Origin of the sequence: Candidatus Mycobacterium wuenschmannii, assembly GCF_030252325.1 — a bacterium.
GTDB classification, from domain to species: domain Bacteria; phylum Actinomycetota; class Actinomycetes; order Mycobacteriales; family Mycobacteriaceae; genus Mycobacterium; species Mycobacterium wuenschmannii.
In genome coordinates, this window is sequence record NZ_CP126981.1 from 3,112,176 (window position 1) to 3,137,326 (window position 25,151).

28 protein-coding genes are annotated in these 25,151 nt (G+C 66.2%); 16 read left to right on the forward strand and 12 right to left on the reverse strand.

Annotated features, from left to right (window positions below; genetic code table 11):
- The first annotated feature begins 28 nt into the window (after positions 1 to 28).
- Positions 29 to 649 (forward strand): hypothetical protein, encoded by a 621-nt coding sequence (locus PT015_RS14820; RefSeq protein ID WP_285185399.1) that lies wholly within the window; start codon positions 29 to 31, stop codon positions 647 to 649.
- On the opposite strand, the gene PT015_RS14825 is transcribed toward PT015_RS14820, so the two are convergent.
- Together PT015_RS14825 and purB are read right to left on the reverse strand one after the other, a co-directional pair.
- The gene (locus PT015_RS14825) at positions 646 to 1,866 is read right to left on the reverse strand and encodes a cytochrome P450 (RefSeq protein ID WP_285185400.1); all 1,221 of its coding nucleotides are present in this window, start codon (positions 1,864 to 1,866) and stop codon (positions 646 to 648) included. The genes PT015_RS14820 and PT015_RS14825 overlap by 4 nt on opposite strands.
- Complete coding sequence (gene purB / locus PT015_RS14830; protein WP_285185401.1) at positions 1,863 to 3,281, reverse strand: adenylosuccinate lyase; 1,419 nt, start codon at positions 3,279 to 3,281, stop codon at positions 1,863 to 1,865. Before purB ends, PT015_RS14825 begins: the two co-directional genes overlap by 4 nt.
- Before the next feature lie 53 nt (positions 3,282 to 3,334).
- On the opposite strand from purB, the gene PT015_RS14835 reads away from it, so the two are divergent.
- Positions 3,335 to 4,192: a DUF429 domain-containing protein gene (locus tag PT015_RS14835; protein ID WP_285185403.1), complete on the forward strand. Its 858-nt coding sequence runs from the start codon at positions 3,335 to 3,337 to the stop codon at positions 4,190 to 4,192.
- 75 nt (positions 4,193 to 4,267) lie between these two features.
- Here the strand turns inward: PT015_RS14835 and PT015_RS14840 are convergent, their stop codons facing one another.
- Positions 4,268 to 4,894: a TetR/AcrR family transcriptional regulator gene (locus tag PT015_RS14840; RefSeq protein ID WP_285191124.1), complete on the reverse strand. Its 627-nt coding sequence runs from the start codon at positions 4,892 to 4,894 to the stop codon at positions 4,268 to 4,270.
- Positions 4,895 to 5,123: 229 nt separating this feature from the next.
- On the opposite strand from PT015_RS14840, the gene PT015_RS14845 reads away from it, so the two are divergent.
- Positions 5,124 to 6,023 carry an alpha/beta hydrolase-fold protein gene (locus PT015_RS14845; RefSeq protein ID WP_285185404.1) on the forward strand — a complete coding sequence of 300 codons (900 nt, stop codon included), beginning with the start codon at positions 5,124 to 5,126 and terminating at the stop codon, positions 6,021 to 6,023.
- 105 nt (positions 6,024 to 6,128) lie between these two features.
- Positions 6,129 to 6,830: a TetR/AcrR family transcriptional regulator gene (locus PT015_RS14850; RefSeq protein ID WP_285185405.1), complete on the forward strand. Its 702-nt coding sequence runs from the start codon at positions 6,129 to 6,131 to the stop codon at positions 6,828 to 6,830.
- Positions 6,831 to 6,967: 137 nt separating this feature from the next.
- Here PT015_RS14850 and PT015_RS14855 read toward each other — a convergent pair whose 3' ends face one another.
- Together PT015_RS14855 and PT015_RS14860 are read right to left on the reverse strand one after the other, a co-directional pair.
- Positions 6,968 to 7,093, reverse strand: coding sequence for a hypothetical protein (locus PT015_RS14855; protein ID WP_285185406.1), 126 nt, complete (start codon positions 7,091 to 7,093; stop codon positions 6,968 to 6,970).
- Positions 7,090 to 7,311, reverse strand: a complete 222-nt coding sequence (locus tag PT015_RS14860; protein ID WP_285191125.1) for a hypervirulence associated TUDOR domain-containing protein — start codon at positions 7,309 to 7,311, stop codon at positions 7,090 to 7,092. Before PT015_RS14860 ends, PT015_RS14855 begins: the two co-directional genes overlap by 4 nt.
- Before the next feature lie 85 nt (positions 7,312 to 7,396).
- On the opposite strand from PT015_RS14860, the gene PT015_RS14865 reads away from it, so the two are divergent.
- Positions 7,397 to 8,383, forward strand: coding sequence for an NAD-dependent epimerase/dehydratase family protein (locus PT015_RS14865; RefSeq protein ID WP_285185408.1), 987 nt, complete (start codon positions 7,397 to 7,399; stop codon positions 8,381 to 8,383).
- 9 nt (positions 8,384 to 8,392) lie between these two features.
- Here the strand turns inward: PT015_RS14865 and PT015_RS14870 are convergent, their stop codons facing one another.
- Entirely contained in the window at positions 8,393 to 9,568 is a 1,176-nt protein-coding gene (locus PT015_RS14870; protein WP_285185410.1) for a thiolase family protein, read from the reverse strand.
- Positions 9,569 to 9,689: 121 nt separating this feature from the next.
- Between PT015_RS14870 and PT015_RS14875 the strand changes: the two genes are divergently transcribed.
- Positions 9,690 to 11,270, forward strand: a complete 1,581-nt coding sequence (locus tag PT015_RS14875; protein WP_285185411.1) for a gamma-glutamyltransferase family protein — start codon at positions 9,690 to 9,692, stop codon at positions 11,268 to 11,270.
- Here PT015_RS14875 and purD read toward each other — a convergent pair.
- Together purD and PT015_RS14885 are read right to left on the reverse strand one after the other, a co-directional pair.
- Positions 11,267 to 12,535 carry a phosphoribosylamine--glycine ligase gene (gene purD / locus PT015_RS14880; RefSeq protein ID WP_285185412.1) on the reverse strand — a complete coding sequence of 423 codons (1,269 nt, stop codon included), beginning with the start codon at positions 12,533 to 12,535 and terminating at the stop codon, positions 11,267 to 11,269. The two genes, PT015_RS14875 and purD, sit on opposite strands and share 4 nt — an antisense overlap.
- A 46-nt stretch (positions 12,536 to 12,581) precedes the next feature.
- Positions 12,582 to 12,983, reverse strand: a complete 402-nt coding sequence (locus PT015_RS14885; RefSeq protein WP_285185413.1) for a MarR family winged helix-turn-helix transcriptional regulator — start codon at positions 12,981 to 12,983, stop codon at positions 12,582 to 12,584.
- A gap of 82 nt (positions 12,984 to 13,065) precedes the next feature.
- On the opposite strand from PT015_RS14885, the gene PT015_RS14890 reads away from it, so the two are divergent.
- Positions 13,066 to 14,154 (forward strand): aldo/keto reductase, encoded by a 1,089-nt coding sequence (locus PT015_RS14890; RefSeq protein ID WP_285185414.1) that lies wholly within the window; start codon positions 13,066 to 13,068, stop codon positions 14,152 to 14,154.
- 10 nt (positions 14,155 to 14,164) lie between these two features.
- On the opposite strand, the gene PT015_RS14895 is transcribed toward PT015_RS14890, so the two are convergent.
- From PT015_RS14895 to PT015_RS14910, 4 genes are read right to left on the reverse strand one after another with little or no spacing between them, the layout of a single operon-like run.
- Complete coding sequence (locus PT015_RS14895) at positions 14,165 to 14,593, reverse strand: carboxymuconolactone decarboxylase family protein (protein WP_285185415.1); 429 nt, start codon at positions 14,591 to 14,593, stop codon at positions 14,165 to 14,167.
- Entirely contained in the window at positions 14,593 to 15,447 is an 855-nt protein-coding gene (locus PT015_RS14900) for an NAD(P)-dependent oxidoreductase (RefSeq protein ID WP_285185416.1), read from the reverse strand. Before PT015_RS14900 ends, PT015_RS14895 begins: the two co-directional genes overlap by 1 nt.
- Positions 15,444 to 16,193: an SDR family oxidoreductase gene (locus tag PT015_RS14905; protein ID WP_285185417.1), complete on the reverse strand. Its 750-nt coding sequence runs from the start codon at positions 16,191 to 16,193 to the stop codon at positions 15,444 to 15,446. Before PT015_RS14905 ends, PT015_RS14900 begins: the two co-directional genes overlap by 4 nt.
- 17 nt (positions 16,194 to 16,210) lie before the next feature.
- Positions 16,211 to 17,680, reverse strand: a complete 1,470-nt coding sequence (locus PT015_RS14910; protein WP_285185418.1) for an aldehyde dehydrogenase — start codon at positions 17,678 to 17,680, stop codon at positions 16,211 to 16,213.
- Between the two features lie 178 nt (positions 17,681 to 17,858).
- Between PT015_RS14910 and PT015_RS14915 the strand changes: the two genes are divergently transcribed.
- From PT015_RS14915 to PT015_RS14955, 9 genes are all read left to right on the forward strand, one after another.
- A complete protein-coding gene (locus tag PT015_RS14915) occupies positions 17,859 to 18,470 on the forward strand; it encodes a TetR/AcrR family transcriptional regulator (RefSeq protein WP_285185419.1) in 612 nt (203 codons plus the stop codon).
- A complete protein-coding gene (locus tag PT015_RS14920) occupies positions 18,470 to 19,684 on the forward strand; it encodes a cytochrome P450 (protein ID WP_285185420.1) in 1,215 nt (404 codons plus the stop codon). Before PT015_RS14915 ends, PT015_RS14920 begins: the two co-directional genes overlap by 1 nt.
- Positions 19,685 to 20,512: an SDR family oxidoreductase gene (locus PT015_RS14925; protein ID WP_285185422.1), complete on the forward strand. Its 828-nt coding sequence runs from the start codon at positions 19,685 to 19,687 to the stop codon at positions 20,510 to 20,512.
- Positions 20,509 to 21,864, forward strand: coding sequence for a cytochrome P450 (locus PT015_RS14930; protein WP_285185423.1), 1,356 nt, complete (start codon positions 20,509 to 20,511; stop codon positions 21,862 to 21,864). Before PT015_RS14925 ends, PT015_RS14930 begins: the two co-directional genes overlap by 4 nt.
- Positions 21,865 to 21,872: 8 nt before the next feature.
- On the forward strand, positions 21,873 to 22,073 hold the full coding sequence (locus tag PT015_RS14935; protein WP_285185425.1) for a ferredoxin: 201 nt from the start codon (positions 21,873 to 21,875) through the stop codon (positions 22,071 to 22,073).
- Positions 22,074 to 22,075: 2 nt separating this feature from the next.
- Positions 22,076 to 22,621 carry a nuclear transport factor 2-like protein gene (locus PT015_RS14940; protein ID WP_285185426.1) on the forward strand — a complete coding sequence of 182 codons (546 nt, stop codon included), beginning with the start codon at positions 22,076 to 22,078 and terminating at the stop codon, positions 22,619 to 22,621.
- A 107-nt stretch (positions 22,622 to 22,728) separates the two neighbouring features.
- Positions 22,729 to 23,856, forward strand: a complete 1,128-nt coding sequence (locus PT015_RS14945) for an NDMA-dependent alcohol dehydrogenase (protein WP_285185427.1) — start codon at positions 22,729 to 22,731, stop codon at positions 23,854 to 23,856.
- A 5-nt stretch (positions 23,857 to 23,861) separates the two neighbouring features.
- The gene (locus PT015_RS14950; RefSeq protein ID WP_285185428.1) at positions 23,862 to 24,287 is read left to right on the forward strand and encodes a ketosteroid isomerase family protein; all 426 of its coding nucleotides are present in this window, start codon (positions 23,862 to 23,864) and stop codon (positions 24,285 to 24,287) included.
- On the forward strand, positions 24,284 to 25,147 hold the full coding sequence (locus PT015_RS14955; protein WP_285185430.1) for an SDR family NAD(P)-dependent oxidoreductase: 864 nt from the start codon (positions 24,284 to 24,286) through the stop codon (positions 25,145 to 25,147). Before PT015_RS14950 ends, PT015_RS14955 begins: the two co-directional genes overlap by 4 nt.
- Positions 25,148 to 25,151 lie beyond the last annotated feature (4 nt).

Consider the following 25,151-nt stretch of genomic DNA (forward strand, 5'->3'; position numbering starts at 1 on the left):
AGAGCCGACCCTGTGCTGGGATCGGGGTATGAAATCGCGGTATGTCCCCTACGCCAATACCCCGGGCCGGCTGGCGGCGCAGTTGTTGATCGACGCCCTCGTCGTCATCTGGAGTTTCGTGTGGGTGCTCGTCGGCCTGGCCGTCTACAGCGCGGTGGCGACGATCGCCGAGGTGGGCCGGCAGGTCCAGGGCGGCGCCGACGGTGTCGCCGACAGCCTCGAGTCCGCGGGCCACAGCGCCAGCCACATCCCGCTGGTCGGGGGCGCGGTCAGCGAGCCGCTCAAGGCGGCCAGCAAGGCCGCGCTCGACATCGCGGGCGCCGGCCACAACCTGGACAGCACTGCTAGCTGGCTGGCCGTGGTGCTGGCGCTGGCGGTCGCGGCGCCACCGACCCTCGGACTCGTGGTGCCGTGGCTGGTACTGAGGATCCGCTTCGTCCGTCGCAAGCTCACCGTCGGCGCGCTGGCCGCCACCCCAGCCGGGGCGCAGTTGCTGGCATTGCGGGCGTTGGCCAACCGGCCGCTCGCCCGGCTCACCGCCATCACCCCCGACCCGGTCGGGGCGTGGCGCGCAGGCGACCCGCACGCGATCCACGGGCTGGCCGCGATCGAATTGCGTTCGGCCGGAATGGCCGTCAGGACGCGCTAGCGCAGCTCGACAACGAGGTGGCGGATGCCCGTGTGCCGGTTGCTGCGGGTCCATTCGACGTCGCGCACCACCCGGACGTCGGCGAAACGGGCCAGCAGTTCCTCGAACAGCACCCGCAGTTCCAGCCGGGCCAGGTTGGCGCCCAGGCAGTAGTGCACACCCTGACCGAAACCCAAGTGCGGATTCGGTTTTCGCGTGACATCGAATTCGTCGGCGCCGTCGAACACCGTCGCGTCACGATTGGCCGACCCCTCCCAGATCTGCACCTTCTGGCCCGCCTCGATGGGCACGCCGCCGAGCGTGACGTCGCGGGTGGCGGTGCGCCGCTTCGACGGTGACGGCGATGTCCACCGGACCATCTCCTCGACCGCGACCGGCAGCGCGTCCAAATCGCCACGCAGAGAACCTAATTGGTCTGGATGCTGGGCCAATGCCAGCAACCCGCCCGCGACAGCGTTGCGGGTGGTCTCGGCGCCGGCGCTGAACAGCAGGCTGAAGAACAGGTACAGCTCGAGGTCGGACATCTCCGGTCCGTCGGCGGTATCGGCGTTGGCGACCACCGACAACATGTCGTCGGTCGGCTGCGCGCGCTTCGCGGCGATCAGCTCCTGCCCGTAGGTGTACATCCGCGACCCGGCCTCTTCGGCCGTCAACTCCGACAGTGAGGCCGTGCGCGATCCGCCGAAGTCGAACTGCGGCTCGATTGCCTCGAACAGCCAATGACGTTCGGATTCAGGCACTCCCAGCAGTATGCAGATCATCTGCATCGGCAATTCGGCGGCGATGTCGACCAGGAAGTCGAACGGCTCGCCGGGCACCACCGCGTCCAGCAAGCGCCGGGTCCGGGCCCGCAGATCGTCTTCGACGAGGCCGATCATCCGCGGTGTCAGCCCCGAGCTGACCAGCCGCCGGATCTGCGAATGCCGCGGGTCGTCCATCATGTTGAGCACCTGGCCGGCGATCGACAGGTCCTGCAACAGCGTCCCGCCGAAGGCCCGGCCGCCGCCGGTGACCGACGAGAACGTCACCGGATCCTTCAGCACCGCAAGTGTTTCCGCGTATGAGGCGACCGACCAGAAGCCCTCCCCGTCGGGGGTGTGCTCGGTCGGGTGGTGCCAGTACACCGGTGCGTCACGGCGGTGGATCGCGAAGAGGTCGTGGGGGAAGCCGCTGGCGAAGTTGTCCAGATCGGTGAAGTCGACCTCCGCGAGCGTCACAGGATGGCGCCCGGCGTGTACTTCGCTGCATCGGGGTAACGGGCGACCAGCGCGTCGACCTCCGCGATCACGGCATCCACCTGGTCCCCGGCCGCGCCGATGAACGATTCACGATCGGCCAGTGCGGCGTCGATCGCGTTGCGGTCCAACGGCAATCGCGAATCGCCGGCCAGCCGGCCCGGCAGATCCGGCTCGACGCCCTGCTCGCGCATGGCCAGCGCCGCGGCGACCGCATGCTCCTTGATCACCTCGTGCGCCGTCTCGCGGCCCACCCCGGCCCGCACCGCGGCCATCAACACCTTGGTGGTGGCCAGGAACGGCAGGTAGCGGTCCAACTCGCGCTGGATCACCGCAGGGTAGGCGCCGAACTCGTCGAGCACGGTCAGCATCGTCTCGATCTGACCGTCAACGGCAAAGAAGCTGTCCGGCAACGTGACTCGACGCACCACCGAGCAGAAGACATCGCCCTCGTTCCACTGCGCGCCGGCCAGTTCGGCGGCCATCGACCCGTAACCGCGCAGTATCACCTGCAGCCCGTTGACCCGCTCGCAGCTGCGGGTGTTCATCTTGTGCGGCATGGCCGACGAGCCGACCTGGCCCTGGGCGAAGCCCTCGGTGACGAGGTCGTGGCCGGCCATCAGCCGGATGGTGTGCGCCAGCGACGACGGTCCGGCGCCCAACTGCACCAGGGCCGACACCACGTCGTGGTCCAGCGAGCGCGGGTAGACCTGGCCGACGCTGGTCAAAACTGTTGTAAAGCCCAAGAAATCAGCGATCAGACGTTCCAATTGGGCGAGTTTGGCCGCGTCGCCACCGAGCAGATCGAGCATGTCCTGCGCGGTGCCCATCGGGCCCTTGATGCCGCGCAGCGGGTAACGGTCGATCAGTTCACGCAGCCGGGTCAGCGCGACCAGCGTCTCCTGCGCGGCCGAAGCGAACCGCTTACCAAGGGTGGTCGCCTGCGCGGCAACGTTGTGGCTGCGGCCTGCCATCACCAGATCGCGGTAGCTCGCGGCGCGCTCGGCCATCCGGGCCACGACGGCCACCCCGTGCGCGAACACCAACTCCAGCGACCGGCGCACCTGCAGCTGCTCGACGTTCTCGGTCAGGTCGCGGCTGGTCATGCCCTTGTGTACGTGCTCGTGGCCGGCGAGGGCGTTGAACTCTTCGATGCGGGCCTTCACGTCGTGCCGCGTCACGCGCTCGCGGGCGGCGATCGAGGGCAGGTCGACGTCGTCGAGCACCCGCTCATAGTCGGTGATCGCGCCGGCCGGCACCTCGACGCCCAGCTCTGACTGGGCACGCAACACCGCCAGCCACAGTCGTCGCTCGGCCACGATCTTGGCCTCCGGCGACCAGATCGCCACCATCTCGGCGCTGGCGTAGCGATTGGCCAGGACGTTCGGGATTGTCACGAACACACAGCTTAATGGCGTCTCATTCAGCGCGGATCAGGCACAGTGACCTCATGCACTTTGTCGGGCTCGACCTCGCCTGGGGCGAGAAGAACAACACCGGCGTCGCCGTCGTCGACGCGGACGGCCGGTTGCTGCACGTCGGCTCCGCCCACGACGACGAGAGCATCGAGGCGGCGATCGAGCCCTACGTCAGCGGCGACTGCCTGGTCGCCATCGACGCACCGCTGATCGTCCCCAACCTGACCGGTGCTCGCCCCTGCGAAACAGCGCTCAATCGTGACTTCCACACATTCGATGCGGGGGCGCGCCCGGCCTTCGCGAACAACCCCGCGTTCAAACATCCTCGCGGTGCCCGGATCGCAGCCGCGCTGACGCTCGACATGGACCCGACATCCAGTTCATCGCGGCGGGCGATCGAGGTCTATCCCCACCCGGCGAGCATCGTGTTGTTCGGTCTGGACAAAACCCTGAAATACAAGAGGGGTTCCGTCGAAACACGTCGTCCCGAACTACTGCGGTTGATGACGCTCATCGAGGCGCTGGACAACGAGACGCCCCGGCTGCGGGTGAACCACAATATGTCCTGGGTCGAACTGCGCAAACGGGTCGAGGCCGCGACCCGGCCGGTGCAACTCGACCGCGACGAGGATCCGGTCGACGCGGTGCTGTGCGCGTACGTCGCGCTGTATTCCTACCATCGCCCCGAGGATGTGACCGTCTACGGCGACTACCCCACCGGCTACATCGTCACCCCGACACTGCCGCCCGACGCGGCGCCGACGCGCCGCCGACGGCCCGCCCCCGCTGTGGATCGCGAGGACCTCAGCGCCCGCGTCGCGCAGGTGGCCGCGCTACTAGACGAAGCTCAGCGGGGTCTGGCGGAGATTCGCCGGCAGCTGGACGGCTAGCTCGACATCGAGTGGCCGGCGAGCGCGGAGGTGCGGTAAAGATCAGTGCGGCAAGCTATTTCGCGTGCCGGGAACTCAAAAGCGCACAGGTCCTCGGTCGATCGGCGCCACCGCGTCGATGACATCAATCACAGTCGCGCGCGCGACGGCCCGTGGGTCCTGCAGTTCGTCGACCAACGCCGACACCACGGCGCCATCGATCGTGCAGATCAACGCGGAGACGAGTTCGGTGCGCACCGAACGACCGGAACGTTCGATCACGTCGGCGACGGCGTCGACGCGCTGACGCATGTTGCGGCGCTGGATTTCCCGCAACCCGGGCAGTCGCGCGCAGGCGATGTGCCGTTCGTAGCGGGAGATCAGATTCTCGGTGAGGTGCGGTTCGGACTTGCTGCCGACCAGCAATTCGACCAGCAGGTCCGCCGTCTTGTCGGCGCTGCGACGCCGCCGCGACAGCGTCGCCACCTGGGCCCGCAACTGCGCGACTTCGAGCATTCCGATGTGTGCGACGGCGCTGGCGATGAGGTCGTCGAGGCTGGAGAAGTAGTAGGTGGTCGAGGCCAACGGCAGGCCTGCGCGGCGCGCGACGGCGCGATGCCGGACCGCCTCGAACCCGCCTTCGCACAGCAACTCGGCCGCGGCGCTGACCAACGCGTAGCGCCGGCGTTCACCCTTGGGCGTGACGGCCCCCTTGGGGACGATCACCGCCTTGGGCGCGACAACCGGAGTCGACGCCACCGCCGTCGGCGAGACCGGGGCGGGTGCGGCGACAATCCCGGTAGCGGCGAGCGCCACCTCGGGAGCGAAGGCCCCCTCGGGAGCCACTGCTGCTGTCACCTAGGACATGGTGCCAGCCACAATGGCCTCGCATCGGGCTTTCGGACAATCCACTCACAGTCGCGCGGCAGGCCGGTGACACGCCGGGCACTTTATGATGACCCGCATGCCGGAGATGAGTCGTCGCGCCGTGCTGCGCCTGGGCACGGGCGCGGCGGCCGGCGCGCTCGGCGCGTTCGCGGTGGACCGCCTGCTGCCCGGCCGGCCCCCGGCGGCGCCGCCCGTGGTGATGACCGGGACGGGTGTGCCGCTGGCGCCTCCCGCGCCCCTCGACACGCCGCCGGCGCCGACGATGGTCACCGGTTCGTTCGTCTCGGCTGCGCGCGGTGGCGTATCGACCAACTGGGCGATCGCCCGCCCGCCGGGCCAGACCAAACCGCTGCGACCGGTGATCGCGCTGCACGGCAAGGGCAGTAGCGCAGCCACCGTGATGGAGGGCGGCGTCGAACAGGGGTTGGCCCAGGCGGTGGCCGCGGGCTTGCCACCGTTCGCGGTCGTCGCAGTCGACGGCGGTGGAAGCTATTGGCACAGAAGGGCTTCCGGTGAGGACAGCGGCGCGATGGTGGTCAACGAGCTGATCCCGCTGCTGGCCGGCCAGGGGCTGGACACTTCCCGGGTGGGATTTCTCGGCTGGTCGATGGGCGGCTACGGCGCCCTGCTGCTCGGCGGCCGACTCGGACCCGGCCGGACCGCGGCGATCTGCGCGGTGAGCCCCGCGCTGTGGATGTCGTCGGGCGCGGCGGCCCCGGGCGCATTCGACGGACCCGACGACTTCGCGGCCAACTCGGTCTTCGGGATGCCCGCCCTGGCGTCGATCCCGATCCGGGTGGACTGCGGCAACAGCGACCCGTTCTACGACGCGACCAAACAGTTCGTCGCACAGTTGCCCCATCCACCTGCCGGGGGATTCTCCCCCGGTGGCCATGACGGGTCGTTCTGGAGTTCTCAGCTGCCCGCGGAACTGACCTGGATGGCCCCGCTGCTCACTGGTTAGCGGCCCTTTCGGGGGCAGCAACGAGCCCTACCAAAAGCCTTACGATATTTGTTACGATAACCCGCCATCATGCATAGTCACAGCAGCACACGGAGGTAACCCGAATTGGCGAGGCAGGCCGTCGCGGACAAGCGGCAACGGCGTGAACGCGGATCGATCAGCGTCGACGAGATCATCAGAGGTGCGTTCAAGGTGGCCGGTGAGGCCTCGGTCGACGGCTTGAGCATGCCATTGCTGGCGAAGCATCTCGACGTCGGCGTGACCAGCATCTACTGGTACTTCCGGAAGAAGGACGACTTACTGGATGCGATGACCGATCGCGCGATGGGCCAGTACGACTTCGCCACCCCCTTCGTGGAGAGCCGGAACTGGCGCGACTCGTTGCGCGAGCACGCACGCAAGGTGCGCCAGACCTTCCGCGACAACCCGATCCTGTGCGACCTGATCCTGATCCGAGGCACGTTCGGCCGCGAGGCCACCCTGGCGGCCTACGAGAAGCTGGAGAAGGTCATCGCCACGATGGTCGAGGCCGGCCTGTCGCCGGAGGACGCGTTCGACACCTACGCCAGTATCTCGGTGCACACCCAGGGGGCGGCAGTGTTGGAGCGGCTACACGCAAAGTCGGGCGGAGCCGAAAGTGACCAGCGCAGAAGGGATCTCGCGATCAATCCGGAAACCATGCCGCTGATCGCGCAGTTGACTCAGAAGGGCCACCACATGGGGGCCACCAACGACATCAACTTCGAGTACGGCCTGAACTGCATCCTCGATCACGCCAGCCGGTTGATCGAGGACGCAAGGTCCTAGCTCACTTCGTCTTCGTGGGGTCGGGGCCCCAGTTCATCAATGAATACCGCGCTGCCAGACAGGGCCGATTTCTTCGTGTCGAGGATCTTCACGATGTGGCGTCCGCTGACGTGACCGGTCGATTCCCCGCCGCCGCTTTATTTTTGGCCCGCCGATGTCGACTTGTCGTCATCCGGCCAATGACGAATCTCTGCAGTCGTCATGTTGACGGCATCGCCGAAGTCTTGCCAGATCTCTTGCTGCTCACCATTTTTGGTGGTCATGAAGCAGACTTTTTCTTCAACGCATCCGGCTTGTGAACGGCATCGTTGCCACTCTTGTCAGATCGAACTCGATACTGCGGCTCATCCGTGGACGCTCGAACCTTACGCCCCGCCGCGGTTCGGTCCGACGTGATCTTCTCCTCGACGGTGCCTTCGGCGGTGCTGCCGTGACTCTGCCATTCGACCTTGTCGCCCTTACTCAGTTTCTTTTCACTCATCTGTGCGGCATACCCAGCGTCGCCAATTGTCAGACGATGGCCCGCTTGCGTTTCGCCCAGTCGCGGGCCGGGAAGGCAGGCAATCATGTCATTGCGCGTCGCCATCACCGGGCCAACTGGAGAGATCGGTATCTCGACAATCGATGCTCTCGAAAGCCATCCCGATGTCGAACGCATCGTCGGGATGGCGCGGCGCCCATTCGACCCGGACGGTCAGGGGTGGTCGAAGACCGAATACCGGCAGGGCGACATCCTCGATCGCGACGCCGTCGAAGCACTGGTCGCGGAGGCTGACGTGGTGGTGCATCTCGCGTTCATCATTATGGGCTCGCGGGAAGAGAGCGCGCGAGTGAACCTGGCAGGCACGCGCAATGTTTTCGAGGCAACGGCAGCGGCGGATCGCCCTCGGCGACTCGTGTACGCGTCATCGGTTGCCGCCTATGGCTACCACGATGACAACCCGTTGCCGATCACCGAGGAGGTGCCCCCGCGAGGCTCGTCCGAGCACTACTACTCAGAACAGAAGGCGGCGTGCGAGTCCGCATTGAGCGAGATCACCGTCGGCTCGCCACTCGAGGTATTCGTGCTCCGGCCGTGCATCGTCGCCGGGCCGAAGGCGCCCCTGCTCGCTGACGCAATGCCCTGGAACCAACTTCCTGGCCCGGTCCGTCGAATCACCCGTTCGCTGCCACTACCCAAACCCTTGTTACCCGACCCGGGAATCCCGATGCAGTTGGTTCACCACGACGACGTCGCCGGCGCGATCGCGTTGGCGGTCACCACGGCGTCCGCTCCAGCCGGGGCGTACAACCTCGCGGGCGACGGCGTGCTGTCGATTTCGGACGTCGCCGAGGCGCTCGGCGCACGGCCGGTCAAAATACCGCAAGCTGCGGCGGCGGCAACGTCGGAGGTGATCTCGCGACTGCCCTTTGTGCCGTCGGCACTGGAATGGCTGCACGCAGGACGGACGTCGGTCGTAATGGACATCAGCAAGGCCAAGGAAAAACTGCGGTGGCAACCGAAATATTCGGCAGCGCAGACACTTTCGCAACTAGCTGGCAGCCTCGAGTGAGGTTGCCGACTAGACCTCGATCACCACGGCGCCGCCCTGGCCGCCGCCGGCGCACATCGCCGCCACACCGATTCCGCCACCGCGACGGCCCAATTCGTGCACCAGCGTGGTCAGCATCCGCGCACCGCTGGCCGCGATGGGGTGGCCGAGGCTGCAGCCACTACCGAAGAAGTTGACCCGCTCTTCGTCGAGTCCGTACTCGCGGCACGCGGCGATCGGCACCGACGCGAAGGCCTCGTTGATCTCCCACAGCGCGACGTCACCCGGTGCCAGACCGGCGCGGTCGAGCACCTTGCCGATCACCTTCACCGCGCCCAGGCCGGTGTCCTTCGGTTCGACGGCGGCCGCGGCCCAGGCCCGGACCGTCCCAAGCACCTTCAACCCGTGGGCGGAGGCATAGCCATCGTCGGCCAGCGTCAGCGCGGCGGCGGCATCGTTGGTGCCACTGCTGTTGCCTGCGGTGATCGAGAAGCCCTCGATCTCGGGGTGCAGCACCTTCAGCGAGGCCAGCTTCTCCGGGCTGGTCTCACGGCGCGGGTGCTCGTCGACGGCGAATTCGATCAGTGCGTCCTCGCGACCCTTGATTTTCAGCGGAAGGATCTCGTCGACGAACTTGCCGCCGTCGATCGCCCCGACCGCACGCTGGTGGGAGCGGTACGCCCAGGCGTCCATCTCCTCGCGGCTGATCCCGACGGCCTGCGCGGTGTTCCACCCGACGGTGATCGACATGTCGCGACCGGGGGCATCCGGGGTCTCGACGTGGGTCGGTGGAATCCAGCGCTCCTCGAACTCCAGCGTCGGGCCGGGAATGCGCCAGTTCATCAGCGGCGTCATCGACAACGACTGCACGCCACCGCCGACGACGACCTTCTCCATACCGGAACTGATCTGTGCCGCGGCGTTTCCGACTGCGGTCAGGCTGCCCGCGCAGTGGCGGTTGACGGCCTGCCCGGGCACCGACGTCATCCCGGAGGCCGACGCGGCGTAGCGGGCCATATCGCCTCCGCCATAGTGCGATTCGGCGAAGATCACGTCGTCGATGTCGGCGACCTCGACGCCCGAGCGACGGACCGCTTCCTGCAGGATCGAGGTCGCCAGGAACTCCGGTGTGGTGTTGACCAGTGATCCCTTGAACGACGTCGCGATGGCGGTTCGGACTGCGCTGACGATGACGGGCTTGGGCATGTGATCTACCTTCGGTTCGGCCGCGTGCGGGGTTACAAATTCGGCTCAAAGCGTAAATCGTAGCAGCTACCGTTGGACCGACGATATCGGCCGTCGACCTACGCCTCCGTAGGCTGTCGGGGTGCAACCCTTCGGATGGGACCTGCCCTATGCATGGCCGCGCAAGCCGGTCCTGGCGGGCAACGTGGTGTGTACTTCGCAACCACTCGCCGCGCAGGCGGGCTTGAGGATGCTCGCCGACGGCGGCGGCGCGGTCGACGCGGCGATCGCCACCGCAATCGCGCTGGCTGTCGTCGAACCGGTGTCCAACGGGATCGGGTCCGACGCGTTCGCGATTGTGTGGGACGGACGGAAACTGCACGGGCTCAACGCTTCCGGTCGCTCGCCCGCGGCGTGGACGCCGGAGTACTTCGGCGCCGCAGGTGTTCCCCCGTTCGGGTGGAATTCGGTAACGGTTCCCGGGGCGGTGTCGGCGTGGGTGGAACTGCACGCGAAGTTCGGCAAGCTGCCATTCGAGCGACTCTTCGATCCGGCGGTCTCCTACGCGCGCAACGGTTTTCTGCTGTCGCCGACGATCGCGCAGCAGTGGGCGGCGCAGGTTCCGCTGTTCGAGGGGCAACCCGGCTTCGCGGAGAGCTTCCTGCCAGGCGGACGCGCGCCGCACGCCGGCGAACTGGTAAAGCTGCCGGGCCATGCCGCCACCCTCGAGTCGATCGCCGACACCCGAGGCGAGACGTTCTACCGCGGAGAACTCGCCGAGAAACTCGAGGCGCACTCGACCGCGAACGGCGGGGCGATGCGGGTGGCCGATCTGAGCGCGCATCACGCCGACTGGGTCGATGTCATATCCGGCCAATACCGCGGCTACACAGTGCACGAGATCCCGCCTAATGGCCAGGGCATCGTCGCGCTGATCGCGCTCGGCATCCTGGAGCACTTCGAGATGGATTCGCTCCCAGTCGATTCCGCTGAGAGCGTGCACCTGCAGATCGAAGCGGTGAAGCTGGCGTTCGCCGACGCGCAGGCCTACGTGTCCGACATCGACACCATGCCGCTGCGCCCGGACGACCTGCTCGACCCCGGCTATCTGCGCGAGCGCGCCGCGCTCATCGACCCGCACCACGCCCGAGCGGCGACGGCCGGTACGCCCCGCGGTGGCACCGTGTATCTCACCGCCGCCGATTCGTCGGGTGTGATGGTCTCGATGATCCAGTCGAACTACATGGGCTTCGGCTCGGGCGTAGTGGTGCCCGGCACCGGCATCGCCCTACAGAACCGTGGTGCGGATTTTACTGCGCAACAAGGACATCCGAATCAGGTCGGGCCCAACAAGCGGCCGTACCACACCATCATCCCGGGCTTCCTGACAAAGGACGGCGCCCCGGTGATGAGCTTCGGGGTGATGGGCGGACCGATGCAGCCGCAGGGCCACGTTCAGGTGGTGGCGCGTATCGCCGACCATGGTCAGAATCCGCAGGCCGCCTGCGACGGGCCACGGTTCCGCTGGGCGCACGATCGCCAGGTGTACTGCGAGGCAGGATTTCCGGCGACGACGCTTGACGGGCTGCGGCAACGGGGTCATGAACTTGCGACCACCGACGACTACAACCAGTTCGGCAGTTGCCAGGCAATCTGGCGACTCGACGACGGCTACCTCGCAGTCAGCGACCCGCGCCGGGACGGCCAGGCGGCCGGCTTCTAGAGGCTGATCCTGCCTTCGGCCGCGGCCAGGCCGATGTCGGTGCGAAAGTGGCTGCCAGGCAACCGAATCGAGCCGATAATGTCGTACGCCGCCGAGCGGGCAGCGGTCAGATCGGCACCGGTGCCCACTACCGAGAGCACACGCCCGCCTGTCGACACGATCGCGCCGTCGTCGCGTCGTATGGTTCCGGCGTGCAGGACACCGGCGGCCTCCGATCCGGAGATCGCATCGCCGACGCGGGGCTTGCCCGGATAGTTCTCCGCTGCGACCACCACCGTCACGGCGGCACCGTCGCGCCACCGCAACTCGCCGAAGCTCGCCAGCGTGCCGGTGGCGGCCGCATTCAGCAGCTGGCCGAGCGGCGACTCGAGCAGCGCAAGCACCGACTGCGTCTCGGGATCACCGAAGCGGCAATTGAATTCGATCACCGCCGGCCCGTTCGAGGTGATCGCCAGCCCGGCATACAGCAGACCCGAGAACGAACTACCGCGCCGGACAAGCTCAGCCGCAACGGGTTCCACGATCAAGCCGACGATCGAGCGATACACGTCGTCGGGGAGCCACGGCAACGGGGCGTAGGCCCCCATCCCCCCGGTGTTCGGACCCGCGTCGCCGTCGCCGACCCGCTTGAAGTCCTGCGCCGCCAGCAACGGCACCACGGTCTCGCCGTCGACGATGCAGAACAGCGACACCTCGGGCCCGTCGAGGAAAGACTCCAGCAGCACCGGATGTCCGGATTCGAGCAGGCTTGCGGCGTGGGCGCGCGCGACGTCGCGGTCGGGGGTGACCACCACACCCTTGCCGGCGGCCAACCGGTCGTCCTTCACCACCCAGGCGGGATCGCCGGCGCCCGGGCCGAACCTATCCAACGCCGCATCCACATCGGCTGGGCTGTCGACGATCTCGCTGGACGCGGTGCGCACCCCCGCAGCCGCCATCACATCTTTGGCGAAGGCCTTCGATCCCTCGATCTGCGCCGCGTCCTTGCTGGGTCCGAAGCAGGCGATGCCGGCGGCGCGCACGGCGTCGGCAACGCCAAGCACCAAGGGGACTTCAGGCCCGATCACCACCAGGTCGGCATGGACCTCACGCGCCAAGGCCACGACGTCGTCACTCGAGGAGACGTCTACGTCGTGCTGGTCAGCGACCGAGGCGGTGCCGGCGTTGCCGGGTGCGATGGCCAGCGCCTCGACCTGCGGATCGGCGCGCAGCGCCAGCAGCAGGGCATGTTCGCGGGCACCGGAGCCGATCACCAGAACGCGCACGGGAGGTCACTCTAGCGAAGCGATGCGGCACCACGCGGAGCGGCAGTCAGATGATTTTCTCGAGCAGGTTGGTCAGCTCTTTGCGTTGAGCGGCGGTGAGCCGCTCTAGCCGCTTGTCGAACTCTCCGGACAGCGCTGACATGCCGCCCGCCGACGCCTTCCGGCCGGACGCGGTGAGCAACAGCCGGTGGCGTCGCAGATCCGAGGGATCGATCTCACGGCGCACGAAACCCGCCGACTCCAGCCGCTTGAGATACGCGGTCACCGTCGCCTTCGGCATATGCAGCGTCGAGGCCAATTCCGCCGGATAGGGATGCTCGTCAATCTCGGCGAGCAGAAAGAGCTCTTTGGAGTCCAGACCCAGCGCGCAGATGTCGTTCTCGGCACAGGAGATTACCGACAGCAGCACCCGGTAATTCAGCGACCAGATTTTCGCGGCATCAGACATCGACTTGCCAGATCGTTCAGATCTGAACTAGTTTAGTTATGAACAACCGCATAGCCGAACAATCTATCAGAAGGACGTCATCATGCCTCTGGATCAATACGTGACACTCGGACGATCCGGCCTGCGCGTCAGCCCGCTCTGTCTGGGCGCCATGACCTTCGGCGAAGACCTCGGCTGGGGCACCAGCGTCGAGGAGTCGCAACAGATCATCGACCGTTACATCGAACTCGGCGGCAATTTCATCGACACCGCGAACTTCTACACTCGCAGCCACTCCGAAAAGATCCTCGGCGACCACATCGGCCGCAACGCCGCCCGCCGCGACCGTCTGGTGCTCGCCACGAAATTCAGCGGCAACCTGTATCCGGGCGACCCGAACGGCGGCGGCTCGGGCCGCAAGTCGTTGATCAGCGCCTGCGAGCACTCCCTACGCAGGCTGCAGACCGACTACATCGACCTGTACTGGTTGCACATCTGGGATGCCAACACTCCCATCGAGGAGACGATGGCGGCGCTCGACGATCTCGTCACGGCGGGCAAGGTGCGCTACATCGGCGTCTCGGACACCCCGGCCTGGAAGATCGCGCAAGCCAACCTGATTGCGAACTTCCGCGGGTGGTCCAGCTTCATCGGCCTGCAGGTTGAGTACTCACTGTTGGAGCGCTCCATCGAGCAGGAGTTGGTTCCGATGGCCGATGAATTCGGCCTCGGCATCACGCCGTGGTCACCGCTCAAGGGCGGCGCGCTCAGTGGAAAGTACACCCGGGCCAACAGCAGCGCGAACGACTCCGGTCGCGGCGTGATGGTCAACGCGTTCCTCAACGAGAAGACCTACGCGCTGGTCGATGAATTGGAAATCATCGCCGAGGCGCACAACACCACCGTCGCCGGCGTCGCGCTGGCCTGGGTGCACGAACAGCCCGGAGTTTCGTCGGTGATCATCGGCGCGCGCAGGCTGTCGCAACTCGACGACAACATTGAGGCTGTCGACGTGCACCTCACCGCCGAAGAACTCGAGCGGCTCAACACGCTCACCAAGCCCAAGTTCGGATTCCCGAACAACATGCTGGAGATGGCCCCGGGCATCCTCAACGGCGGGGCTACCGTCAACGGTGTCACCGCACAGCCGTCGGAGTACGTGTTGATCCCCGAAGGCGTTCAGCCGTACTGAGATTGGCGGGCTATTCGCCCGAATGCATCTTCAGTGCGCCCTCGACGTTCGCCTTCTTGTCCTCGGCGGCCCCCTTGGCCGCGGCTTTCTTCCGCTTGGCGACGACGCTGTCGACGGCACCGTTGAGAGCCGAGCCCAACGGGAAGCCGAGATAGTGCGTGAGGAAGACCGCCATCTCCTTGAGTTCGGTCTCGGTCATCTCATCGTTGAGGAGCGCGGCGTTGATCTGAATCTCGGCCAAGTCGCGGTTACCGATCGCGGTCACCGCGGTCAGCGTCATGATCCGCTTGTCGCGCATCGACAATCCGGGCCGGGTCCAGATGCTGCCGAAGAGGTGGTCGACGGTCAGGTCGAAATACGCGTCGCCCTCGATGTTGGGCATCTCCCAGCCGTAGACCTCGTTCATCTTGGCGAGGCCCTTGCTGCGCAACTCGTCCATCACGCCTCTTTCTCTGTGTGTGGCACCCCGAGTCCGGCGGCCAACCCTTTATAGGCCAACTGCGCCAACGGCAGATCGACGGACACCGACTCGCCCAATTCCAGAGCGAGGCTCAGATCCTTCTCCCCCAGCCCGCGGGCGTGCACGAAGGAGTTGTACAAGAAGTTCTCCGGCTCAATGTCTTTCATGTCGTCGCGCACCATGATCGCGCCCGGCCCACTGGTGAGCGCATCGGTGTGCCGGACGACGCGGCCCAGCGCCTGCAGGTCCAGCCCCGCGGCCTCGGCAAGCTTCATCGCTTCGCAGGCCGCGACGTATGAGGTGAAGGTCAACATGTTGCGGGCCAACTTCATTCGGGTGCCCGCGCCCGGCTCCCCGGCATGCACCACCATCGCCGCCCAGTGCTTGAACGCCGGCTTGATCTTCTCGTAGACCTCGCGGTCGGCACCCACCATGGTGGCCAGCTTGCCTTCGGCCGCGGCCGTCGCGCCGCCGCTCACCGGGGCGTCGACGATGTAAATGCCCTGCGGCTTCAGCTCATTCGCGAGTTCCGCCGCCGTGGTCTCGCGAATCGTCGAGTGAATTGCGATCACCGTTCCGGGCTTGGCGTGCTTGGCAAGATCGCCGACTACCTCACGCACCTGGTCGTCATCGAGCACGGTCACGTGGATGATGTCTGCGTCGGCGACGTCGGCCACACTGTCGGCCAGCCGTGCGCCCTTTTCGGCCAGGGGTGCCATCGCATCAGACCGGATGTCGTAAACCGTGATGCCACCGGCCCATTCGGTCATCTTGGTGGCCATCGGCGCACCCATGTTGCCCAGACCGATGTAGCCCAGCGTCATGTGGGTCATGAGCGGAAGATCTGTCCGCCGTCGACGTTGAAGATCTGGCCGGTGATCCAGGACGCCTCGTCAGAGAGCAGGAAAAGACACATGCCGACCAGATCCTCCGGAGTTCCCATCCGGGAGAGCGGGATACCCTTGACGATGTCCGCGACCATCTCCTGCGGTGTGGTGGTCCGGTTGGCCTCGGTGTCGATGGGGCCCGGGGCGATCGCGTTGATCCGGATGTTCTGGCCCGCGAGTTCGGTGGCCAACTGCTGAGTCAGGCCGTTGATACCGACCTTGGCCAGTCCATAGAAGTTCGAATACAGCCATGCGGCCGTTGAGGATTGGTTGACGATCACGCCTCCGCCGCGCTTGGCCATCTTCTTGTACACCGCGCGGGTGCACCACAGCGCGCCGTCGAGGTTCACGCTCATGAACTTCTTGTAGTACTCGGGGTCGACGGTGAGCAGGAAGTCGAGCTTCATGCCGCCGAAGATCGCGGCGTTGTTCACCAGGTAGTCGATGCCGCCGAACTCCGCGAGCGTCTGGTCCGCCATCGCCTTGGCCGAGGCCGGGTCCGAGACGTCCACCGGAATGCTGAGCGCCGTGCCACCGTCGGCGACGATCTGCTTGGCAACACCTTGTGCCGCTTCGGCATTGATGTCGGCGACAATGACGGCAGCACCCTCGCGGGCCAGCGCTTCGGCGTAGGCCTGGCCGATACCGCCGCCGGATCCGGTGACGATCGCGACCTTGTTCTCAAACCGCATGTTTTCCTCTCCAGCTGTCAGGACACAGCCGTGGCGATGGTTTTGATTTCCAGGTATTCCTCGAAGCCCGCCAGGCCCATCTCGCGTCCGGTGCCGGACTGCTTGTAGCCGCCGAAGGGAGCGTCGGCCGAGTACCAGACACCGCCGTTGACGTTGACGGTGCCTACCCGCAACCGCGCCGCGAAGCCCGCCGCGCGCTCCGGGTCAGCGCTGAATACGGTGCCGGACAAGCCATATGGCGAATCATTGGCGATGCGCAGCGCGTCCTCGTCGCCGTCGTGGGCGATCACGGTGAGCACCGGGCCGAAGATCTCCTCGCGGGCCGGACGCGCGTCGTTGGTCAATCCGGCGATCACGGTGGGCTCGATGAAGAAACCGGTGTCGCGGTCGGCCGGGCGGCCGCCACCGCATGCGAAGGTGCCACCCTCGGCGATCGCCAGGTCGAGGTAGCTCTGCACCCGGTCGCGCTGCCGCGCGGAAATGACCGGGCCGCAGACGGTTCCGGGCTTGTTCGGGTCGCCCGGCTTGATCGAGCCCATCGTGCCTGCGGCGATCGCGACGGCCTCGTCGTACCTGGCGCGCGGCACTACGAGACGGGTCGTGATCGCGCAACCCTGACCGGCGTGCATGGACGCGGTGAACGCCGACACCGAGCACGCGCCGTTCAGATCCGCGTCGTCGAGCACGACGAACGCCGACTTGCCGCCGAGTTCCAGGAACACCTTCTTCAAAGTCGCCGCGGCGTCGCCCATCACGGCGCGGCCGGTGGCCGTCGACCCGGTGAACGACACCATGTCGACCCGGGGGTCTTTCGCCAGTAGCGCGCCAACGCTGTGGTCGCTGGAGGTGACGATGTTGACGACGCCGGGCGGGAAATCGGTGTGCTCGGTGATGATTTCGCCGAGCACTGCCGCGCACCACGGGGTGTCCGGGGCTGGTTTGAGCACGATCGTGTTGCCGGCCGCCAGCGCCGGACCGAGCTTGGCGAGGTTGATCTGGTGCGGGAAGTTCCAGGGGGTGATCGCGCCGACGACGCCGACGGCTTCGCGGGCGATGGTGCGCCGGGTGGGAATCCCCATCGGCGAAGCCTCACCCAGATCGACGCTCCACTGGTAGGACTCCGCGGTGTCGGCGGCGAAGTTCAGGTCGTCGACCGGACCTTCCAATTGCGCTGCGGCGGTGAGCATCCGGGGTGCGCCCACCTCGGCGATGGTGATCTCGCGCAGTTCCTCGACGTGGGCCTGCATCGCCTCGCGGAGCTGACGGATGCAGCGCACCCGCAACTCGGTGTTGCGCGACCAGTCGGTGTCGTCGAAGGCCCGCCGGGCCGACTCGATGGCCCGGCCCATGTCCTCGGCGTCGGCATCGGCCGCAGCACCCAGCACCTCTTCGGTGGCCGGGTTGACCGTCGCAAACGTGCCTTGGTTGCCGCCCGTCAGCTTGCCGTCGATGAGCAGCGAGCTCACCCCGTCGGCCAGCAGTGCCATAGTCGCCTCCGCAGCTGTTCGTCGATGGACAGTTGTCCGGAATAGTCCCGTCGAAGATAGCCGCAGCGCCGCGCGAAAGGCAAGAGCGGCCAACGACTGCGACTCTTCTACCGCTCGTTAGCTGGTATTTCACCGAATGGGCTTGCCGGTCGCCCGTCACGTCGGATAGCTTGGACAAGTGTCCAGTGACCCCGTGGCCACCATCACGCCCGCGACCGGCGACTCAGTCGGTGCCGCGCCACGCAACCGTCGGCAAGAAGAGACGTTCCGCAAAGTGCTGGCGGCCGGGATCGAGGTACTACGCGAAACGTCCTACGCCGACCTGACAGTGCGCGCGGTGGCCGCCCGCGCCAAGGTCGCCCCGGCGACGGCCTACACCTACTTCTCCTCCAAGAACCATCTGATCGCCGAGGTGTACCTCGACATGGTTCGCCAGGTGCCGTTCTTCACCGACGTGAACGAGTCGATGCCGACGCGCGTGGACAAGGCACTTCGTGCGCTCGCCCTCGTCGTCGCCGACGAACCCGAAGTCGCTGCGGCGTGCACCACGGCGCTGCTCGGCGGCAGCGGCGATCCGGCGGTCCGCGCGGTGCGCGACCGGATCGGGGCCGAGATCCACAAACGCATCACCTCCGCCATCGGACCCGACGCGGAACCCCGCATCGTGTCGGTGCTCGAGATGACGTTCTTCGGCGCCCTCGTCAACGCCGCCAGCGGCGCGTACACCTACCACCAGATCGCCGACCATCTCGCCTACGCAGTCGGCCTCATCCTCAAGACGGAAGCCTGATGACCGCTCAAATCGAGAAGCCAATGTTGGATCCGTACGACTACGACTTCCACGAGGACCCGTACCCGTACTACAAGAAGCTGCGCGACGAGGCGCCGCTGTATCACAACGAGGAACTGGGCTTCTGGGCATTGTCCCGACATCAGGACGTGCACCAGGGGTTTCGCAACAGCACGACGCTGTCCAACAAGTACGGCGTCTCGCTGGACCCGGCATCCCGCGGGCCGCATGCCGCCAAGACCATGTCGTTTCTGGCGATGGACGACCCGGGCCACCTGCGGCTGCGGACCCTGGTGTCAAAGGGCTTCACGCCCAGGCGAATTCGCGAGCTCGAGCCGCGTGTCACCGAAATCGCGACCCAGCACCTCGACGTGATGCTGGAGAAGGCGGCCTCCGGTGTCGCCGTCGACTATGTCGACGAGTTCGCCGGCAAGCTGCCGATGGATGTCATCTCCGAGCTGATGGGGGTTCCCGAGCCGGACCGGGTCCAGGTGCGGGCCTGGGCCGATGGCGTGATGCACCGCGAAGAAGGTGTCACCGACGTGCCGCCGGAGGCCATCGAGGCCTCGCTCAATCTGATCGTCTACTACCAGGAAATGGTCGCCGAGCGGCGCACGAAGCTCACCGACGATCTGACGTCCGCGCTACTGGAAGCCGAGATCGACGGCGACCGACTCACCGACGAAGAAGTGCTGGGCTTCATGTTCCTGATGGTGATCGCCGGCAACGAGACGACCACCAAACTGCTTGCCAATGCCGCTTTTTGGGGTCATCGCAGCCCGGATCAGCTGACGCCGGTGTACGACGACCTGTCCCGGGTGCCGCTCTGGGTGGAGGAGACGCTGCGTTACGACACGTCGAGCCAGATCCTGGCGCGCTCAGTCGCCAGCGAACTCACCCTCTACGACACCACGATTCCCAGCGGCGACGTCCTGCTACTGCTACCGGGCTCGGGCCACCGCGACGAGCGCGCCTTCGACAAGCCCGACGACTTCATCATCGGGCGCGACATCGGTTCCAAGCTCTTGAGTTTCGGCAGCGGCGCGCACTTCTGCCTGGGCGCGCACCTGGCCCGGATGGAGGCGCGCGTCGCACTCACCGAATTGTTCACCCGCATCCGCGGTTACGAGGTCGACGAGGCCAACTCGGTTCGCGTCCACTCCAGCAACGTCCGCGGATTCGCCCACCTACCGATGACCGTGGAGGTCCGCTAAATGCCCCGCTTTGCACCACTGCCCGAACGCCGTCCGGCCATCGTCGCGGGGGCATCGTCCGGCATCGGTGAGGCCACAGCCATCGAGCTGGCCGCACACGGCTTTCCGGTTGCCCTGGGAGCTCGCCGCGTCGAGAAGCTGGAAGACATCGTCGGCAAGATCAACGCCGACGGCGGCGAAGCGGTCGGCTTTCACCTCGACGTAACCGACCCGAACTCCGTCAAATCCTTTGTTGCGCAATCGGTCGACGCGCTCGGCGAGATCGAGGTGCTGGTGGCCGGCGCCGGTGACACCTACTTCGGCAAGCTGGCCGAAATCGCGGGCGACGAATTCAACTCGCAACTGCAGATCCACCTGATCGGCGCCTTCCGATTGGCAGAAGCGCTGTTGCCCGGGATGATCGAGCGCCAACGCGGCGACCTGATCTTCGTCGGCTCTGACGTCGCCCTGCGTCAGCGGCCGCACATGGGCGCCTACGGCGCGGCCAAGGCCGCGCTGACGGCGATGGTCAACAACCTGCAGATGGAACTCGAGGGCACCGGCGTGCGGGCCTCGATCGTGCACCCCGGCCCGACCAAGACCGGGATGGGCTGGAGCCTGCCGGCCGAGAAAATCGGCCCGGCACTTGAAGATTGGGCGAAGTGGGGCCAGGCCCGGCACGACTACTTCCTGCGTGCGGCCGACCTCGGGCGGGCCATCACATTCGTCGCCGAGACCCCGCGCGGCGGCTTCATCGCGAACATGGAGCTGCAACCCGAGGCCCCGCTGGCCGACACCAAGGACCGCCAGAAGCTCGCGCTCGGCGAAGAAGGGATGCCAGGTCAATGACGACATCAACAGCGGTCCCGCGGGTATCGGGCGGCGAGGAAGAACACGGTCACCTCGAGGAGTTCCGCACCGACCCCATCGGCTTGATGAAGCGCGTCCGCGACGAATGCGGCGACGTCGGCTGGTTCCAACTCGTCGACAAACACGTGATCCTGCTGTCGGGTGCCGAGGCGAACGAATTCTTCTTCCGCTCCGCCGACGAGGACCTCGACCAGGCCGCGGCATATCCCTTCATGGCGCCCATCTTCGGGCAGGGCGTGGTGTTCGACGCCAGCCCCGAGCGGCGCAAGGAGATGCTGCACAACTCTGCGCTGCGCGGCGAGCAGATGAAGGGCCACGCCGCCACCATCGAGGATCAGGTCCGCGGCATGATCGCCGACTGGGGCGACGAGGGGGAGATCGAACTGCTCGACTTCTTCTCCGAGTTGACCATCTACACCTCGACGGCCTGCCTGATCGGCGTGAAATTCCGCAACCAGCTCGACCATCGGTTCGCCGAGTACTACCACGAGTTGGAGCGCGGCACCGACCCGCTGTGCTACGTCGACCCGCACCTACCGATCGAGAGCTTCCAGCGTCGTGACGAGGCGCGCGTGAAACTGGTTGCGCTGGTTCAGGAAATCATGAACCAGCGGATCGCCAATCCGCCGACCGACAAGGCCGACCGCGACATGCTCGACGTGCTGGTGTCGATCAAGGACGAGCAGGGCGAGCCGCGGTTCTCCGCCGACGAGGTCACCGGGATGTTCATCTCGCTGATGTTCGCCGGGCACCACACCAGCTCAGGTACGTCGGCCTGGACGCTGATCGAATTGATCAGGCACACCGACGTGTACGCCGAAGTGCTCGCCGAACTCGAAGAGTTGTACGCCGATGGCCAGGAAGTGAGTTTTCATGCGCTGCGGTCGATTCCGAAGCTGGACAACGTCGTCAAGGAGACGCTACGGCTGCACCCGCCGCTGATCATCCTGATGCGGGTCGCTCAAGGCGAGTTCGAGGTGGCCGGCTTCCCGATCCACGACGGCGACTACGTGGCCGCGTCCCCGGCGATCTCCAACCGCATCCCCGAGGACTTCCCGGACCCGGACGCGTTCAAGCCGGACCGCTACAACAAGCCCGAGCAGGCCGACACCGTCAACCGGTGGACCTGGATTCCGTTCGGCGCCGGCCGACACCGTTGCGTCGGAGCCGCTTTCGCACAGATGCAGATCAAGGCGATTTTCTCGGTCCTGTTGCGCGAGTACGACTTCGAGATGGCCCAGCCGGCCGACAGCTATCACAACGACCACTCGAAGATGGTCGTCCAGTTGGCCAGCCCGGCCAAGGTGCGCTACCGCAAGCGCCAGGTATAAGGCAGCCCATGGGTTTTCGCGTAGAAGTCGACCTGGACCTGTGTCAGGGCCATGCGATGTGCGAGCTGGAGGCGCCCGACTACTTTCGGGTGCCCAAGCGCGGAAAAGTCGAGATTCTGGATGCCGAACCCGGAGACGAGGCCCGCGACGAAGTCGAGCGGGCGGTCGACATGTGCCCAACCCAAGCATTACTCATCAAGGAGGATTGACAATGGCGTCACACTCGCGCGCGGACCTGGAGAACTGGGTCGACCGCTGGCTGCAGGCAAACAGGGACTGCGAGCAGGCCGGCGACTGGCGGCCGCTCGGTGACTTCTACGCCCCCGAGGCCACCTACGGCTGGAACATCGGACCCAAGGAAGACGTGATGTGCGTCGGGGTCGACGAGATCCGCGACGTGGCGCTCGGCATGGAGATGGAGGGCCTGGAGAACTGGGTCTATGAGTACCAGAAGGTGCTCATCGACGAGAAGCAGGGCGAGGTCGTCGGCTTCTGGAAGCAGATCGTCAACAAGTCCGACGGCAGCCAGGACGAGATCTACGGCATCGGCGGCAGTTGGTTCCGGCTGAACGACAACGCGCTCATCGAATGGCAGCGCGACTTCTTCGACTTCGGTCATGTCGCCTACATGTTCGGCAAGCTCGTCGAGTCCGGCGACCTGAGCGAGGGAATGCAGAACCGCATCCAGCGCAGCATCGCGGGTGAGAAGCTGCCCGGCTATTACCCGCTCGGCCAGGCGCCGGTCCCCATCTGGTGACGTGCCCGTGACCCGGGTCACGCGCTGACCTACACTCAACCAAGCGGTTGCTTGCGTGGAGCTAAGCCGTTCTCAACCGACGTTTCAACGACGAAAGCAGGTTCACGATGAAGACCAAAGGCGCGCTGATCTGGGAGTTCAATCAGCCCTGGTCGATCGAGGAAATTGAGATCGGCGACCCGCAGAAGGATGAAGTCAAGATCCAGATGGAAGCGGCGGGCATGTGCCACTCCGACCACCACCTGGTCACCGGCGGAATCCCGATGGGCGGCTTCCCGGTTCTTGGTGGTCACGAGGGCGCCGGCATCGTCACCGAGGTAGGCCCGGGCGTCGAGGACATCGCCGTCGGCGACCACGTGGTGCTGTCCTTCATCCCCTCCTGCGGGCACTGTCCGACCTGTCAGGCCGGCATGCGCAACCTCTGCGACCTGGGCGCCGGACTGCTCAACGGCGCGGCAGTCTCCGACGGCACGTTCCGCATCCAGGCCAAGGGCAAAGACGTCTTCCCGATGACCCTGCTGGGGACCTTCTCGCCCTGGATGGTTGTGCACAAGAGCTCGGTCGTGAAGATCGACCCGTCGGTGCCGTTCGAGGTTGCCGCCCTCGTTGGCTGCGGTGTCACCACCGGTTACGGCTCGGCGGTCCGCACCGCCGACATCCGTCCGGGCCAGGACGTCGCGATCGTCGGTGTCGGTGGCGTCGGCATGGCGGCCCTGCAGGGCGCCGTCGCGGCCGGCGCGCGCTACATCTTCGCGATCGACCCGGTCGAGTGGAAGCGCGACCAGGCCCTGAAGTTCGGCGCCACCCACGTCTACCCCGACATCTTCGCCGCGATGGGCGGGATGATGGAAGTGACCTACGGCCTGATGGCCCACAAGGTGATCGTCACGGTGGGCGAACTGCACGGTGCCGACATCGACAATTACCTGGTCCTCACCCAGAAGGGCGGCACCTGCGTGCTGACCGCCATCGGCAGCCTGGTGGACAACAACGTCCAGCTGAACCTGGCCATGCTGACCCTGATGCAGAAGAACCTGCAGGGCACCATCTTTGGTGGCGGTAACCCGCAGTTCGACATCCCGCAGCTGCTGTCGATGTACAAGGCCGGCAAGCTGAATCTCGACGACATGATCACCCGCCAGTACAAGCTGGAGCAGATCAACGACGGGTACAAAGACATGTTGGAGGGCAAGAACATTCGCGGCGTCATCCGCTTCACCGACGCCGACCGGTAATCGCCATGTCCGCCGAAACCGCCGAAAAGTCCCCCGCACTGGCCGCTTCCCAGTCGTCGTGGCGCTGCGTCCAGGCCCACGACCGGGAGGGCTGGCTGGCCCTGATGGCCGACGACGTGGTGGTCGAAGACCCGATCGGCAAGTCGATCACCAACCCCGAGGGCACCGGCGTGCGCGGCAAGGACGGCGTCGCGGAGTTCTACGACACCAACATCGCGGCCAACAACCTCACGATCACGTGCGAGGAGACGTTTCCGTCGAGTGATCCGAACGAGGTCGCGCATATCTTGGTGTTGGACAGCAAGTTCGACAACGGAATCACCAGCAGCGTGCGGGGCGTGTTCACCTATCGAACCAATGCCGCGGGGCTGATCGCGAACATGCGCGGCTACTGGAACCTCGACATGATGAAGTTCGGCCAACAGGAGTGACCTCTCTGCTCGCCGGCCGCGGCGCGGTCGTGGTCGGCGGGTCACGAGGCATCGGCGCCGCCGTCGCGGCGTTGCTTGCGCAGCACGGCGCCGGCGTGGTGGTCAACGGTCGCGACGCCGACGCCGCCCACTCGACCGCCCAGGCGATTTCCGCCGCGGGCGGGCGGGCCATCGCCCATCCCGGTGCGCCGTCCGACCAGCAGACCGCAGAGTCATTGGTGGACAACTGCATTGGCGAATTCGGCGGCATCCACATCCTGATCAACTGCGCAGGCATCGCCGAACCGCCCGGCTCGTCGATCCTCGACATCAGCGCTGCGCAGTTCGCCGAATTGATGGACGCCCATCTCGGCACGGTGTTCGCGACGTGCCGCGCGGCGGCGCCGATGATGATCGCGCAGGGCGGTGGCAGCATCGTCAACAGCAGTTCGTTCGCGTTCCTCGGCGACTACGGCGGCACCGGCTATCCCGCCGGCAAGGGCGCAGTCAACAGCCTGACGCTGGCGATCGCGGCAGAACTGAAGGAGCACGGCGTGCGGGCCAACGTAGTGTGCCCCGGGGCGCGGACCCGATTGTCGACCGGACCGGACTACGTCGCGCACATCACCGAGCTGAACCGCCGCGGCCTGCTCGACGACGTCTCGATGCAGGGCTCGCTCGACGTGGCCACGCCGGACTACGCGGCGCCCACCTACGTCTATCTGGCCAGCGACCTCTCCCGGCACACCGGCGAAATCTTCGCAGCCTCAGGCGGTTTCGTCGGCCGCTTCCCGCGAGCCGCCCCCGACCTGATCGGCTACCGAGGCCACCATGACGCACCGCCGTGGACCGTCGCCGAGATTGCCGCGATGTTCCAATAAGCGG